Consider the following 14,133-nt stretch of genomic DNA (forward strand, 5'->3'; position numbering starts at 1 on the left):
AGTATCGGCCAAGATCAGCGGCTTCTTAAGCCGGGTTCAGTTCCAGTTCATCTTCTTCGTCGCGGTCAAACGAGGCGCGGTCGAATTCGCCTTCGGAATCAGCCACAATAAGAGTGGATACGGTTGTACCTGTTGCATTGACAGCGGTACGGCCCATATCGACGATCGCGTCGATGGCAAGCGTCAGTCCCAGTCCTTCCAGCGGAAGGCCGAGGGCGGTTAACACGACAGTGGTCGAAATGGCGGCAGGTCCGGGAACACCGGCTACGCCCACGGAAGAGATCATGCTGACAAGGACGATCAGAATGTAGTCGGACACGCCCAGCTGAATGTTGTATACGCCGGCGACGAAAATGGCTACCATGGCCGGCCACACACCGCCGCAGCCGTTCATATTGATCGTTGCGCCGAGCGGAGCCACGAAGCTCGCGATACGTGGGGATACACGCATGCGCTTGGTCAGAACTTCAAGGTTAACCGGCAGGGTTGCGTAGCTACTTCGTGTTGTAAAAGCAACCGCAATTGTCGGATAAGCTTTACGCAGGAATTTGAGCGGATTGACTCGTGCTACGAAAGTTACAAGGCCGCCGAATGTGATAACGAAGTGGAGCAGAAGTGCCGTATAGGTCGCAATAATCAGCATGATCAGCGGCTTTAAGGTTTCGACGCCGTATCTGGCTGCCATAGCGGCGATTAGTGCATATACGCCGTAAGGTGTTAAGCGGATCACATACTTGATGACCTGGTGAAGGACACTGGCAAGCGATTCGATCAGCTGCTTCACCGGTTGTACAACTTCCGGCTTCTTGGAGCCGATATGCACGATGGCTACCGCGATAAAGATCGCAAAGATAAGCACGGGAACGACTTTGCCGGTCGCCATCTCATTAATAGGATTCGCAGGTACGAGATCCAGAATAACCTGGGAGAAGGTTGGAATCTCTTTCGGTTTGAAGTTCTGGGGCACGCTCTGCGCAATCCCGGAGCCCGGATTGAAAGCCAGAGCAACGAGCAGGCCGATCAGCGCTGCGACACCTGTAGTAGCCAGGAATAGGGAAATGGTCTTGATCCCGATTTTGCGCAGCTGACCCAGATTGGAAATTCCGGCGATGCTGTTGATAACAAGCACCACAACGAGTGGAATAACCATCATTTTAATCAGATTCACATAAATGCTTCCTATGGTTGACACGCTTTTGGCGTCCAGCTTGAAAGCATTCAGGAAAATACCGACGACAAGACCGATTCCGAGACCGATCAGGACGCGGTAGCCGAAGCTGACACGCTTTTTGCCGAGAAAATAAAGAAAGCCGATGACGACTAGAGAAATGACTAAGCTGATCCAGTTCGTCTGGAAGGCTTGAATCAAATTGTTGTTCATGGTAATCCCCCTTAATGCCTATGTTTATAGTCGGAAATGATGTATGTATCGTACTACCAGCAGTGATAGGTGTCAAGGCACAAATTTTATTTTATTTATATGCTGGAAAATAACGATTTAGCAGATTTTAGGAGGAGACAACCAATTTTACCGGATATTATAAAAAAATAAACCAAATAAATAAAGGGGATAACGCTCCTTGATTCCTTGAATTAAAGGGTCGGCCGACTCTACAAGTATTATGTCCGGGGGAGAATGAGAAATACTTAATTTGGAATAAGCATGAGCGAAAACGAAATATCTATTGGAAGGAAAAGGGGGAAATTGAAGTGGAAGTAAGAAGGAGAGGGGGCAAACGGGGCGGATCGTTATAATGAACGGCTGAATGGCTCATTCCGGACAAAAATATGCTGACATGGCTTGTAATTTATAGCCAATGTTCAGTAATATAAACGAGTATCCATCCAATTTGTGACTTGAGGAGAACGTTCATGGCAATCACTTGCTCAAACTGCTTCGTTGGGGAGCGCGGTTACACGGTCTACTTCAGTCAAAATGAATCTTCCGCGTTTCTGGATGCCTATTTACCGGAATTTCCGCCGGATCATTGGTGCAAAATTAATCCGCGATTATTCTGGATGCACGAATCATTATTTAATGCGATGCTCGATTATATAGCGGTACATCTTCAAGCCAATGGCATTCTCGCTGTGGAAACTGCAAAACAGGACCCGTATAACGGTCTCGATAAACTCAAACCGATCCTGTCCTTTAAAGAGGCGAGGGACGCCCACTGGATCGACGATATTATACGTAACCGGTCTATCCGCACCTTCTACCAGCCGATCGTTTCCTATAATGGAAAGAACAGTTCCATCATAGGCTATGAACTTCTATCCCGTGGCACGTCACAAGCGGGAGAAATCATTCCTCCGGTGCAGTTGTTCCAGGCCGCTAAGGCAAGGGACCGCTTGTTTGCGCTGGATCGTGCCTGCAGATTGGAAGCGGTTAAAAATGCGGTGGGATTAGGGGACGGGCTGGTATTTATCAATTTCCTGCCGACGTCCATTTATAATCCGCAGCACTGCCTCCAATCTACCGTTGATATGGTACAACGCTCGGGCATTCGTCCGGAGTCTATTGTGTTCGAAGTTGTGGAGAGCGAAGAAATAAAGAACAAACAGCATCTCCGCAGTATTCTGGAATACTACAAAGCTCACGGCTTCCGTTATGCGCTTGACGATGTAGGAACGGGCTTCAACAGTCTGCAGGTTCTGGCGGAACTGGAACCGGATGTCGTGAAGCTGGCTATCGAATTCAGCCGCGGAATCGCCAAAGATAAAGGCAAGCAGCGTGTCGCCAGAGCCGTGGTCCAGATGACCCAGGAGCTGAATTCACGCGCGCTTGCCGAAGGGATTGAAGACCGGGATGACCTGGAATGCTTAAGGGATCTCGGATATGAGTGGTTTCAGGGGTATTATTTCGGCAAGCCGGAGCCGGAGCCCCTGCGTGCCTGATGCTGCGCGCTGCACTTCTTAACGCCGCTTCCGCTCCTCTGGAAGTCTGTCAGGAATCAACGAGGCTATATTGATACGCCCGCCCGTCAGACTGTCAGGCTGACGGACTGCCCGAAGCTGGAGTGCGGAGCCGGTTAGTCCATCTCGTAGATGGTGCCGCTTTTGCTGGCGTAGAGTTCTGCGGCGACTTTCTCCGCATAGGCATCCGTCATGCCGGAGATATAGTCGGCAACCAGACGGGGCCACGGCCATACGCTGCGGTGGCGCTCATAGTTCTCTATCCAGTCCGGAGGGATGATCAGACTGCCCTGATCTTGTACCTTGAAGCTGTCCCACAACCGGCGGATAATAATCTCGCTGCGTTTCTGGAGGCGCTGAACCCGGAAATCTTTGATCAGCGTCACCCAGGCGAGTTTCTTGATGATTTCCATTGTTCTCAGCAGGTCCAGATCCTGCCGTCCATCCTGGACGAAAGTGACCCGCTTCCAGCCCTTATCCTGATCGTCGATAATCCCGACTTTCCCTGCAAAAGTGCTGACCCAGCGGGCCTTCATCTCCCTGCGCGTCCGTGAAGGCTCACGGTCACACTGGGCGTAGATCACTTCCCACTGTTCCAGGTAAGAGGCAAGCACCCGCTTGACCATGGCCGGAATGTCCACCTGGTCCCAGCCGACCTCCAGATTCCCCTGATCGTTTACAATCTCCTGAACCAGATGCCCGACCAGCCGGTCGTCCTCGAAGAAGGAACGGTTCATTTGAATTTTACCTGCGCGGATGCCGTCTTCGATATCATGCGTAGAGTACGCGATATCATCACACAAATCCATGAGCTGGGCTTCCAGCGTAGAGCACCCCGCAGGCATGTTCCACATATGCCGGAGCTGCGATATGCCCTGCCATTCCATCCCGTACACGCCCTTGAGCCGGCCCGGCTCATCCAGACTGAACGGGTATTTGTTGATCGCCAGCAGAACAGCCGCCGTCAAGTCCAGACCGCTGTCGCTGCCTGCCCGCTTCTCCAGGAATGTGAGAATGCGGAAGTTCTGCGCATTCCCTTCGTAGGCGAGGCCGTGCTCCTCCGCCAGCAGGCGGTCCAGCACTTCCTCGCCCTTGTGTCCAAAGGGCGGATGGCCCAGGTCATGCGCCAAAGATGCGCACTCTACAACCGCAGGGTCCACGATCAGCCCGGGATGTTCGCCCGAAGAGCAGAACGCGTACTGTTTACGCATCCGCCGCGCGACTTCCCGGGCGATTTGCGATACTTCCAGCGAGTGGGTGAGGCGGGTCCGGTAATAATCGCCTGTTCCGGCGCCGAACACTTGTGATTTGCCCTGCAGCCTGCGGAACACGGGAGACTGGATGAGCCGGGCGTAATCCCGCTCGTATTCATCCCTCTCTTCACTGAACGTGCCGAGTACAGGTTCGTCCAGCCGGTATTTTCGCAAATCCATATCATGACCCCCTCTTATATGTAACGTAATCTGACATGATACGTTCCCCAAATTGTAGCACATTCTTTTTTGACACGAAAAGGGGATAGTGCCCAGAAACAGCAGCGAATAACCCCTAATTGTTCTTGGCTTCTTCTTACTTGTATAGAATATCGTCTTGGAGCGTCGCGACGGTACTTACGACCTGTTCGATATCCTCTTGACCGACCCCCAAATGTTTCAAGGACGCTTTCAAATGAGTTACAATTGCGCCAAAATGCTGCGGCTGCAGGTTCATTCCTTTGTGGGCTTCCGCCATAGATTTTCCGCTGTAAACAGCCCCCCCTAGCGCATAAGAAATAAAAGCGGTCTGATGGCGGCGCTGCTTGTCCATATCCGTGTGCAGGAAATAAGAATTCACCGCTTCATCTGCCAACACCCTTTTATAAAAATCCTCCACCACCTGCGCTATCGCTTCCTTACCTCCAAGCTTTTGGTACAAAGAATCTTTCATAATCAATTCCTCCTTTATTCAGTTTTTTATAGTATGGACTATTCTTAATCTTACTCCTCATGATCCGCTGTCTGCAAAATAATGCAACTCTCCGACAATCCAATCTTACCGCGGATACAAATCGGACTAACCCGGCTGCGGGTGTGTTCCGTCCCGTAACTCTGTACAAGTTCATCCTCACAAATTTACCCGCAACCCGGCCATAGAAACCAAGCGCGTACATTATTGAAAAGAAAATCTTAACTTCGCATCAAAAAAGCTTCTCCTTCTTACGTGGGAACCACGCAAGGAGAGAAGCCTAAAGCCATGTAATCTCTCAGGAATTCGGCGGATTAACGAAGCGCGGCAAGTTCTTCTGTCATATCGTCGAGGAAGCTCTCCACCGCCCGGGTGCTTGTCGCGGATTCATAGTATCCGATGGTCAGAGTAAGAACATCCCGGTACGTGCTGGCCCCGAGCGCAAAGTTAGGCGCGTATTGGACAGGCGAGAGCATATAGGCCCGGTAGGCTTCCGCCGATCCGAAGGAGACCGCAGACGCGGAGAGTCTGCCGAAATTAGTGAGGCCGGGAATCGCTCTGCCCGAGCTTGCTCCCTGCCGTGCCTGCTCGCCGAGCCACTGCAGAGCCCCTGCGTACCCGGCCTGGGCGATCAACTCCATGGAGATCGCGGTCTGGATACCCGGCAGGTTCTGCTTCCACTGCGTGAGCTGGCCCGAAACGCGCAGCAGTGTGTCTGCGAATGGCTCCGATTCGCAATGTTCCAGGGTCAGGTAGCCCATCCCGGACAGATTGCTGACCGCAGCCATTGTCCCGGAGGGAAGGAACCGGCGCAGATCAACGGTGACGCTTGCCGTCTGCGGGAGGCTGCGGTCATAATCGGCTGTCCGCAGCAGTCCGCGGAACAGCGCTGCGGACAGCAGGTCGTTGACTGTGGCCCCGTGCCTCTTGGCATAGGCATAGATGCGCTCCAGCCGCTCACCCTCGAGTTGGCGTATGGCTACACGAGGCCGGGCGAGCTCTCCCGGCAGCGAAGGAAACATCCAAGCGGCTTGTTTCATCTGTCCGGGATCGAAAGCCGCATGGATGTCCCGGATGCCGAGTGTGCTGAACAGCGGCCCGTGATCACGGCATTTGCCGCGCGCTTCTGCCAGCCGCGGTTCAGTGCCGGACTGTTCTGCGGCAAGGCCGGAGTAGACTTCCGCGAGCAGGGCGATGTATGCTTTCAGGCCGGCACCGTCCGAACAGGCGTGGAAAATCTTCACGCAAAGCGTATCTTCCTTACCGCGGATGAGCCGGGCTTGGACGAGGGGGCTGTGCTGGCGGTCGAACGTTTCGGTGAAATAAGCGCAGACGGCTGACTGGCTGCTTTCACCGGCTGCAAGCTCCAGAAGTGTACAAAGCCGCAAATCTTCGGCATCATCACGGACCTGCCAATAGGGCTGGAGCGGGTCTTCAACGAACCGGCAGCCGAGAACCGGTTCCAGTTGAACGGTGATTTTCATCGCTTTTTCCAGAGTAAGCAGATTAATCCGCTGCTTAAAGTGCAGCACGTATCCGATTACCTGGTCTGAAACGTGATAGCTCGCTATGTAATTAAATAGATCGGAAGGAGTTGCGGGATAACGTGAAGGCAAAGAATTCTTATCACAATCATTAATGGTAAGCGACATGGGAAAAACTCCTTTTTATAAACAAAAATTATTTATGTTTATTATATACCAAACATTATATTAAATAGTTTATAAAATAGTCAATTAAAATTAAACGAAATGCTGATTTGTTTGTAATTGGGCAGTCAGGAGAATATATCGTTAGAATTTTTTTGGCTGGCAGTAATAGGAAACGAAATACGAGTTCATGAGAAAGAGTTGACAAGAGGATCTGAAAGAGAGTAATATTTCTAATCAGATTACTTTGTTTAGAGTAATTAAATTGTATTATAAAATCCGTATAGAGGTGGACCGTATATGAAAAGTTTTGTTACCCTGCTAAAAGATAAGAGTGTGATTGGCGGCATTGTTATGGCGCTGTTCTACCAAATTGTGTTCATCAGCGTGTTTATGTATGGATACAGCGCGGTACCCAAGAATATAGATCAATTGTCCGTTTCGATTGTGAATGAAGATACAAAGGCCGGCAAAGACATTGCAGAACAGCTGCAGAAGCAGCTTCCATTTCAAATAACTAGTGATTCTTCTCTTGCTGAGGCCAAAGAAGAACTGAATGACCGCAAGACTCATATGATTGTCCACATCCCGGCAAATTTCACGGAGCAGCTCTCGAAGCAGGGAGAGCAGGTTAAGATGGATTTCCTGATTAACCAGTCCAACCCCGCGATGGTGACCAGCACCATGCAGCAGGTGGTTTCGCAAATTACGGGGAGCCTTAACCAACAGTTCGCTGTCCAAGGTGTGCAGGGAATTCTACAGGGAATGAACGTGCCGGAAGAACAGGCCAAACAGCTCTCGGAACAGGTTCCGGCCAAGCTGGCCGCCAATGTAATCAACAGCAACGAAGTGCCCGCGGGCATGCATAACCAGATGGCTCCATTCTTCTTATCGATGGTCAGCTATGTAGGTGCGATGATTTTCTCTATGCTGGTAGTCGGGGCGACTCTTGCGCGCAGGAAGGAACTCGGCACTTGGCAGGCATTCTGGTCGGCGCAAGGCATCAATGCCCTGGTGTCGCTGGTAGTTCCGGTAGTCGGATTAACGATTTATTTCCTGGTGCAGGGCGGCTTCGGCGGGGAAATATTTATGAAAGCTTGGATGCTTCAAGCACTAGAAATGTTTGCCGCTATTGAGTTTATGTCGATTTTCTGTTTGCTGCTCGGCGACAAAGCGATTTTCGTCAACATCACGCTCTTGCTTATGCAAACGATCAGCAGCGGTGCCGTAATGACGCAGGATATGATGCCGGGGCTTTTCAAAGCACTGAGCTATGTCTCCGTGATGTTCTACAGTGTTCAGACCAGCTTCAGCATTCTGTTCGGAGGGGGACAGGCGGGTGTCCATTTGCTGGGACTCGCTCTTATGGCCGTTATTTCGCTTTTGGTCGGAACCGGTATTTATACGCTGAAGAACGCCAAAGCTCTCCGCAAGCCCGCAGTCGTTACGGATACTGCTTCCTGAGGCATTTTGATGTACACTAGGGTAGGGAGTCCGTGTTGTGACCGGCTCTCTCGATATGCTTCTACAGGAGGGACTTTAAGTGTCACTTCAAGTGTTTATTCTGGGAGTCCTATGCGCAGGCAACCATCATCCGTATGACATCAAAAAAATGTTTAAACGGAAAAATATCGACGAAATCCAGAAGATAAACGATGGAACCTTGTACTACAATTTTGATGCGCTGCTGAAAAAAGGGTACATTGAGAAAATCGAGGTTACGCGGGACGAGAACCGGCCGCAGAAAACCACGTATGGCATTACGGATGCGGGGCGTCAAGCGCTGGAGCAGGAAATTTATACGAAGTTTAAAAATTTTACCGATGTTGAATCTTTGTATTCGGCTGCCCTGTTCATTAAACATGCAGACCCGAACAAGCTGGCTTTTCTTATTGAAGAAGGCATTGAGAAACTGCAGGGGAAAATTCAGCATCATGACGAGATCTGGGTAACCATCCGGGACGAATCGCCCCCGATCATTCATCTGATCCAGGAGCACACGCTCAGCCGGATCAAGCTTGAGCTGGACTGGCTGGAGAAGCTGCTTGTACATGTGAAGAATGCGAAACAGTAGGACGGGGCGGTCCGCATTCGGCTTCGGGAAGAATATCGCGAGGATAGCGCTGCAGGGACGGCCTATGTGATGCGTGATGTTCCTCCATCCGGTGGGAACAAGGGGTCAAAAAAGGCAGTCTGAATGTACATTCAGACTGCCTTTTTGTTATGTCTGCACGCTCGCTGGGAGTGGGACCTGTCTGCGAGAAATCGCCTGTTACTGGGCCGATGTCCCCAATCTGAGCCGGGTCTCATCGTGGCCTGAGGATTCACCGGCGGAACAGCCGGATGATTTAAGCCAAATCCGCTGCCAGTTTCTCAAGCGGTCCGTCTGGCGCTGCGATGTTCTGCAGGTCGTAGACCGAGATAGGGAACATCGGGAAACCGACATAATAGGGAGTGATTTCGTACAACCGGAAGTACAACACGAGCGATTTGTCCGCCAGATAGTAGGACTGATCAGGCCAGATCGAATCGAACTTATCAAGCAGGGGGATTTGCCTTTGCCTGATCTGTTCAGCTACATGTTTAGACAAAACTTCTACATAGTCGCTTCCGGGCTTAAATAAATCGGCGAGGCTGTACTCCTTGCCGGTAATCACATCCAGTGACAGAGAATCTGCCACCGTGTAACCGTGAGCCATCGGAGAGGAATAAGCATAGTTGCTAGCTATGAAGCTGAGCAGTCCTCTCTGATTGTTTTTCAACTCGTAGTGACCGATCATTTCCTTGAATGTACCGGTCTGGTACTTCTTTTGTTCCTGAGCCAGCGATGTCACTATCCCGGTGATCTTCTGGTTGATCTGGTTCTGCACGCGTACAGGTTTAAGGCCGGTAACGCGGGGATAGTAAATCGTAACGCCGGGAGAGGACACGGATTCGCTCTGTATGTGCACGGGAAGCTCGAAAAGAGCCATTAGCCTTCTTCCTTTCCGGTTGCCGTATTGCTACAGCCTATTGCAGCCGGATGGAATTTAGAAGACTAATCCATGAGTCTCGTAATCTTGCGGCTAAACACGAGAAGGATACTTCCGAGTACAATCGCCATGGTTCCGATGAGGGCAAACACTTCGAAGTACCCGAGTGTTTTTGTGAAGGAAGCAAGCTGTCCTCCCAGAATATTCGCTACTCCTGTGCTCGCGAGCCAGACACCCATAAGAAGCGAAGCAAGCTTGGCCGGTGCAATACGGCTGACCATGGATAGTCCGACCGGGGATAAGAACAATTCCCCTAGCGTGTGAAACAAGTAGGTGAAGACGATGAACAGCAGATTGGCCCGTCGCTGCACGGATTCGGGATCTTCACCCGTCTGAGAGACGGCAGTGAGGAGAACCATATAGCCGAGTCCGAGCATGATCATCCCGATTGCCATTTTGACCGGCACGCTCAGATCGCCGCGTTTGGAACGCGCCAGTCTTGTCCACAGCATGGACACCAGCGGAGCCAGCAGAATAATGAAGAACGGATTGACGGACTGGAACCAGGAGGTCGGAATTTCCATTCCGAATACTTCCCGGTCCACAAACCGGTTCGTATAAATCGTCAGCGAGCTGCCCGCTTGTTCGAAACCGGCCCAGAAAAAGACGACGAAACTGGCCAGAATCACGATTACGGCCGTACGCCGCTTCTCCAGAGGGGTGAGCGGGGTCTTGGACGTCTGGCTGCTGCCGTCGGCCGAAGCCGCTTTTCCGACAGGTTCTTTGCCGATATTCCCGAGGTAACGGGGGCTGAACAAGGTGAAAATCACCTGTCCCAACACCATGCCCAGAGATGCGGCAAGGAAACCGTAGCGATAGCCGTAGTGAATGGTTCCGTCTACCGTGGTCTTAAAGAGGTCTTCCGCCAGATATCCGGTAAGAAGCGGAGCAAAGAGCGCCCCCAGGTTAATCCCCATATAAAAAATTGTAAAAGCGGAATCCCGCCTTTTGTCGTTCTCGCTGTACAACTCTCCCACCAGCGTCGAAATATTCGGCTTAAAGAAGCCGTTTCCGATAATAAGCAGAGCCAGACCCGTATACAGTCCCCACTGGCTCTGCTCCGCAAAGAGCAGGAAGTTACCGATGGCCATGATTACGCCGCCGATCGTAATGGCCATACGTCTCCCGAGGAAGCGGTCGGATAGATAGCCGCCTATAGTGGGGGTGAAATAACAAGCACCCGTATAGATACCGTAAACCATATAAGCGGTCTGCTCCTCGAAGCCGAGGCCCCCGCTGACCAAGGAAGCCGTTAAATAAAGTACGAGCAGGGCACGCATGCCGTAGTAGCTGAAGCGTTCCCACATTTCGGTCAGAAAAAGCAAATACAAACCCGGAGGATGTTTTTTAGTTTGTCCCGCTGCCTCATGTGTAGTTGCCATCCTGCTGCTCCCCCTTAGAATCTCTGATCTTGCGGACAACTTATTCCGAAGAAATGAGCAAAGTCGCCACCCGATAGTTTAACCCCTTTGTGCACGTTTTTAATCAGTCAATTGCATGCTGGGATTCAATTATTATCCAAATCGTCTGCGCCCTATTTAGCCATCCCGGATCAGTGAAGCAAGCGTACGCAGTCCCGTATGTAATTCATCGAGTGAAGCAAACGCATAGGAAATTCGGAGATGGCTGCCGCATCCAGTCTATATCGGTCATGAGCCGCACTCCTAACCTGTTGCTGGGGGGCTTGACGGGCAGAATTGGAGGCTCGGGCAGACTCATTATCTGGCTGAACAAAGTCCCCGCCATAGTCATGTGGGGATCGGCTTTCTATATCTTGTCCGGTATTTAATGTTCGGTTTTTGGGGGTATTTTTTGTGTATTCTATAAAATTGGCATCAATAAATAAAAAAAACCGAATATTTAAAGAAGCTTTTCTTGACAATGGAGCCTAAATTCGATAATCTACCTAAGGGGATATTCCTTGCCCTGCCCAACACTATGCTATTGAGAACCTACAACGTATAACTGAACTTTATAAGACACCTATTCGTATATCTTCGGCAATAAGGGCCGGAGGTCTCTACAAGGAACCGATAATTCCTGGCTACGAATGGACGGATTTTCCGTACCATTCGCAGGCCGGGTTTTTTTGCGCGTAAATGGCCCGGAACTAGCAATCATTCGCACTCACTGGGGGATAAAATAATGAATAACCGATACGACGTGATTATTGTTGGAGCTGGACCCGCTGGGATTTTCGCTGCTTATGAATTCTCATTGAAAGCGCCGCATCTGAAGGTGCTGCTTGTAGACAAGGGCCATGACATCAACCGCAGAAGCTGCCCGATTCTGGAGGAGAAAATCAAACTTTGTCCGCCTGCGGCAGGCCGCAAAGAATTCGCGGGCTGCATCCCGGCGTGTTCGATCACAGCCGGGTTCGGCGGAGCAGGTGCTTACAGCGACGGCAAATTCAACATTACCACTGAATTCGGCGGATGGCTGACCGATTATCTGGCACCTTCGCGGGTGCTGGAGCTAATCAAGTACGTCGACGACATTAACCTGCAGCATGGGGCTCAGCAGACACTGACAGATCCCCTCACAGATGTGGTGGCCGGTATCGAAAGCCGGGCGTATGCAGCCGGACTTAAGCTGCTGAGGGCGCAGGTACGCCACTTGGGTACCGAGCAGAATCTGGAGATTATGCGTGACATCAACACGTATCTGAAGACGAAGATTGATATGCGGTTCAAGACCGAAGTGGCCGATATCCTCACAACCAAGAGCCCGGACGGCTACAAAGTGAGCGGGATCGTTCTGAACAACGGCGAAGAAATCGAAGCGGATTCGGTCGTTGTCGCTCCGGGACGGGACGGTTCGGCCTGGCTGACCACCATTTTGCGCAAGCGGAAGCTGAAAATGTACAACAATCAGGTGGACGTCGGCGTACGGGTCGAGACATCCGATGTAGTCATGCAGGAGATCAACAAGCACTTATACGAGGGTAAATTCATCTATAATACATCCGTCGGCACACGGGTGCGTACATTCTGCAGCAATCCTTCGGGCCATGTCGTGGTAGAGAATCACAGCGGCGTTATGGCTGCAAACGGCCATGCTTACAAAGATCCCGCACTCGGGTCGCAGAACACGAACTTCGCGCTGCTCGTCTCCCACCAGTTCACGGAGCCGTTCGACAAGCCGAACGAGTATGCCCGTGAAATTTGCCAGCGCGCGAACGATTTGTCCAACGGTGGCATCATCGTTCAGAAGTACGGGGATATCGTACGCGGACGCAGATCCACGGAAGCCCGGATCAAAGAGGGATTCCTGGAGCCGACTTTGAAGGAAGCCGTGCCGGGAGATCTCGGGCTTGTGCTGCCTTACAACACGATGAAAAGCCTGGTGGAGATGGTGGAGGCACTGGAAAAAGTAACGCCGGGTATCGCTTCCGAGCACACGCTGTTCTATGGCGTGGAGGCAAAATTCTACTCAGCCCGTCCCAAGCTGACAGAGCAGCTGGAAACAGAGATTGAAGGCTTATTCTGCGGCGGCGACGGTGCCGGCGTAACACGCGGTCTGGCCCAAGCCGGCGCAGCCGGTGTCTGGATTGCCAGAGCCATTACCGACCGTATCGTCAGCCGGTAATATACGGCGGTCCCGCGATTCGTATGTTCCGCAGTCTTTACATGGTGCAAAAGAGGACCCTGACAAACCGGAGCCATTCCGGTTGTCAGGGTCTTTTTTTGCTTTTGAATGAGACAAAAATGAAGGATGAAGCGTCTAATACATAAACGAATCACCAGGAAAGGCTAATGGGCGCCTAGTCTCTTAAAGATAGCTTCCAAGCCCCATCGGCCGATGGTACGGAATGCTGAATCAGGCAAGCGGGACATGCAGCCACCAGACTCCGGCGCACTCCGGCAGCTGAGAGAGCCCTTCCCGCCGTACACGAGCCGCAAGTTCGTCCCCGAAGAAGAAAGAGGTCAGCTCTTCGGCCTGCTCCAGGCTGTCGAAGTGATAATCGAGCCGGAACGTGTCATGGCACAGCCCGAATTCTTCGCTAAGCATGGCGTAGTACGGTTTCAGTGATTCGGGCGGATCAGGCGTCCTGGCACCCGTGCCCATTGTCTCAAACACGATAGCGGTCCCGCCGGGACGCAGTACTCGGATGATCTCGCCTATGATCCGGCGCAAGTTGTCCTGCCAGTCCTGCACGCCCGAATGCGTGAGGTAGCACATGCTCCAGCCGGCTACTACCAGATCGGCGGAGGAGGTGCTGAGGGGTAGCTGCCGGAGATCACAGACGGCGCACTTCCAGTTAGCAAGCCCTGCACCTTCCAGCTTGCGGGAGGTAATATCCAGCATAGCGGCAGAAGCATCCAGCGCCAGGATGGAACGGGCTGCAGGGGCAAGTATGCTTGTTAATCTGCCGGTCCCGGCGCCCAGATCTACGATATCCAGGCCGGCATAGGGCCGGATATGCGCAATGATGTCTGCGAGACTTTGCTGCTTAGAGATCATCAGGTCGTATTGTAAAGCACCATTCTTGTAAATTTCGGTATGATTTGGCATGAGACCCACCCTCGCTTGTATAGTAGAGAAGAAGATAGCTCTACGATAGAGGTTTACGCAGCGTGAAGGTCAATAGT

12 protein-coding genes and 1 riboswitch are annotated in these 14,133 nt (G+C 51.7%); of the genes, 5 read left to right on the top strand and 7 right to left on the bottom strand.

Translation table 11 applies throughout. The features are described 5' to 3' along the window. Positions 1-25 precede the first annotated feature (25 nt). Complete coding sequence (locus tag EDM21_RS19360) at positions 26-1,381, bottom strand: dicarboxylate/amino acid:cation symporter (RefSeq protein WP_157338092.1); 1,356 nt, start codon at positions 1,379-1,381, stop codon at positions 26-28. Positions 1,382-1,872: 491 nt separating this feature from the next. On the opposite strand from EDM21_RS19360, the gene EDM21_RS19365 reads away from it, so the two are divergent. Further along, complete coding sequence (locus EDM21_RS19365; RefSeq protein WP_157338093.1) at positions 1,873-2,898, top strand: EAL domain-containing protein; 1,026 nt, start codon at positions 1,873-1,875, stop codon at positions 2,896-2,898. A 134-nt stretch (positions 2,899-3,032) separates the two neighbouring features. On the opposite strand, the gene EDM21_RS19370 is transcribed toward EDM21_RS19365, so the two are convergent. The 3 genes from EDM21_RS19370 to EDM21_RS19380 form a co-directional block, all read right to left on the bottom strand. Then, the gene (locus EDM21_RS19370) at positions 3,033-4,349 is read right to left on the bottom strand and encodes a deoxyguanosinetriphosphate triphosphohydrolase family protein (RefSeq protein ID WP_157338094.1); all 1,317 of its coding nucleotides are present in this window, start codon (positions 4,347-4,349) and stop codon (positions 3,033-3,035) included. A gap of 136 nt (positions 4,350-4,485) precedes the next feature. Further along, the gene (locus EDM21_RS19375; RefSeq protein ID WP_157338095.1) at positions 4,486-4,842 is read right to left on the bottom strand and encodes a group I truncated hemoglobin; all 357 of its coding nucleotides are present in this window, start codon (positions 4,840-4,842) and stop codon (positions 4,486-4,488) included. A gap of 332 nt (positions 4,843-5,174) precedes the next feature. After that, a complete protein-coding gene (locus EDM21_RS19380) occupies positions 5,175-6,512 on the bottom strand; it encodes a condensation domain-containing protein (RefSeq protein ID WP_157338096.1) in 1,338 nt (445 codons plus the stop codon). Positions 6,513-6,809: 297 nt separating this feature from the next. On the opposite strand from EDM21_RS19380, the gene EDM21_RS19385 reads away from it, so the two are divergent. Together EDM21_RS19385 and EDM21_RS19390 are read left to right on the top strand one after the other, a co-directional pair. Further along, a complete protein-coding gene (locus tag EDM21_RS19385; protein ID WP_157338097.1) occupies positions 6,810-7,973 on the top strand; it encodes a YhgE/Pip domain-containing protein in 1,164 nt (387 codons plus the stop codon). A 79-nt stretch (positions 7,974-8,052) separates the two neighbouring features. Next, positions 8,053-8,583: a helix-turn-helix transcriptional regulator gene (locus tag EDM21_RS19390; RefSeq protein ID WP_166542094.1), complete on the top strand. Its 531-nt coding sequence runs from the start codon at positions 8,053-8,055 to the stop codon at positions 8,581-8,583. Between the two features lie 274 nt (positions 8,584-8,857). Here EDM21_RS19390 and EDM21_RS19395 read toward each other — a convergent pair whose 3' ends face one another. Continuing rightward, positions 8,858-9,481 carry a DUF3298 and DUF4163 domain-containing protein gene (locus EDM21_RS19395; RefSeq protein WP_157338098.1) on the bottom strand — a complete coding sequence of 208 codons (624 nt, stop codon included), beginning with the start codon at positions 9,479-9,481 and terminating at the stop codon, positions 8,858-8,860. Positions 9,482-9,546: 65 nt separating this feature from the next. Further along, positions 9,547-10,923, bottom strand: coding sequence for a peptide MFS transporter (locus tag EDM21_RS19400; RefSeq protein ID WP_157338099.1), 1,377 nt, complete (start codon positions 10,921-10,923; stop codon positions 9,547-9,549). A gap of 212 nt (positions 10,924-11,135) precedes the next feature. On the opposite strand from EDM21_RS19400, the gene EDM21_RS19405 reads away from it, so the two are divergent. After that, complete coding sequence (locus tag EDM21_RS19405; RefSeq protein WP_157338100.1) at positions 11,136-11,330, top strand: hypothetical protein; 195 nt, start codon at positions 11,136-11,138, stop codon at positions 11,328-11,330. 178 nt (positions 11,331-11,508) lie between these two features. Further along, positions 11,509-11,608: riboswitch (purine riboswitch) on the top strand. A gap of 78 nt (positions 11,609-11,686) precedes the next feature. Further along, positions 11,687-13,129 carry an NAD(P)/FAD-dependent oxidoreductase gene (locus EDM21_RS19410; protein WP_157338101.1) on the top strand — a complete coding sequence of 481 codons (1,443 nt, stop codon included), beginning with the start codon at positions 11,687-11,689 and terminating at the stop codon, positions 13,127-13,129. Between the two features lie 231 nt (positions 13,130-13,360). Here EDM21_RS19410 and EDM21_RS19415 read toward each other — a convergent pair whose 3' ends face one another. After that, on the bottom strand, positions 13,361-14,056 hold the full coding sequence (locus EDM21_RS19415; RefSeq protein WP_157338102.1) for a class I SAM-dependent methyltransferase: 696 nt from the start codon (positions 14,054-14,056) through the stop codon (positions 13,361-13,363). Between the last annotated feature and the right edge of the window lie 77 nt (positions 14,057-14,133).

Source organism: Paenibacillus lutrae (assembly GCF_009757775.1).
GTDB classification, from domain to species: Bacteria; Bacillota; Bacilli; order Paenibacillales; family NBRC-103111; genus Paenibacillus_F; species Paenibacillus_F lutrae.

Bases quoted from the DNA above. Each gene is read 5' to 3' on its own strand.
- EDM21_RS19360 (WP_157338092.1), bottom strand. From the start codon at position 1,381: ATGAACAACAATTTGATTCAAGCCTTCCAGACGAACTGGATCAGCTTA.
- EDM21_RS19365 (WP_157338093.1), top strand. From the start codon at position 1,873: ATGGCAATCACTTGCTCAAACTGCTTCGTTGGGGAGCGCGGTTACACG.
- EDM21_RS19370 (WP_157338094.1), bottom strand. From the start codon at position 4,349: ATGGATTTGCGAAAATACCGGCTGGACGAACCTGTACTCGGCACGTTC.
- EDM21_RS19375 (WP_157338095.1), bottom strand. From the start codon at position 4,842: ATGAAAGATTCTTTGTACCAAAAGCTTGGAGGTAAGGAAGCGATAGCG.
- EDM21_RS19380 (WP_157338096.1), bottom strand. From the start codon at position 6,512: ATGTCGCTTACCATTAATGATTGTGATAAGAATTCTTTGCCTTCACGT.
- EDM21_RS19385 (WP_157338097.1), top strand. From the start codon at position 6,810: ATGAAAAGTTTTGTTACCCTGCTAAAAGATAAGAGTGTGATTGGCGGC.
- EDM21_RS19395 (WP_157338098.1), bottom strand. From the start codon at position 9,481: ATGGCTCTTTTCGAGCTTCCCGTGCACATACAGAGCGAATCCGTGTCC.
- EDM21_RS19400 (WP_157338099.1), bottom strand. From the start codon at position 10,923: ATGGCAACTACACATGAGGCAGCGGGACAAACTAAAAAACATCCTCCG.
- EDM21_RS19410 (WP_157338101.1), top strand. From the start codon at position 11,687: ATGAATAACCGATACGACGTGATTATTGTTGGAGCTGGACCCGCTGGG.
- EDM21_RS19415 (WP_157338102.1), bottom strand. From the start codon at position 14,056: ATGCCAAATCATACCGAAATTTACAAGAATGGTGCTTTACAATACGAC.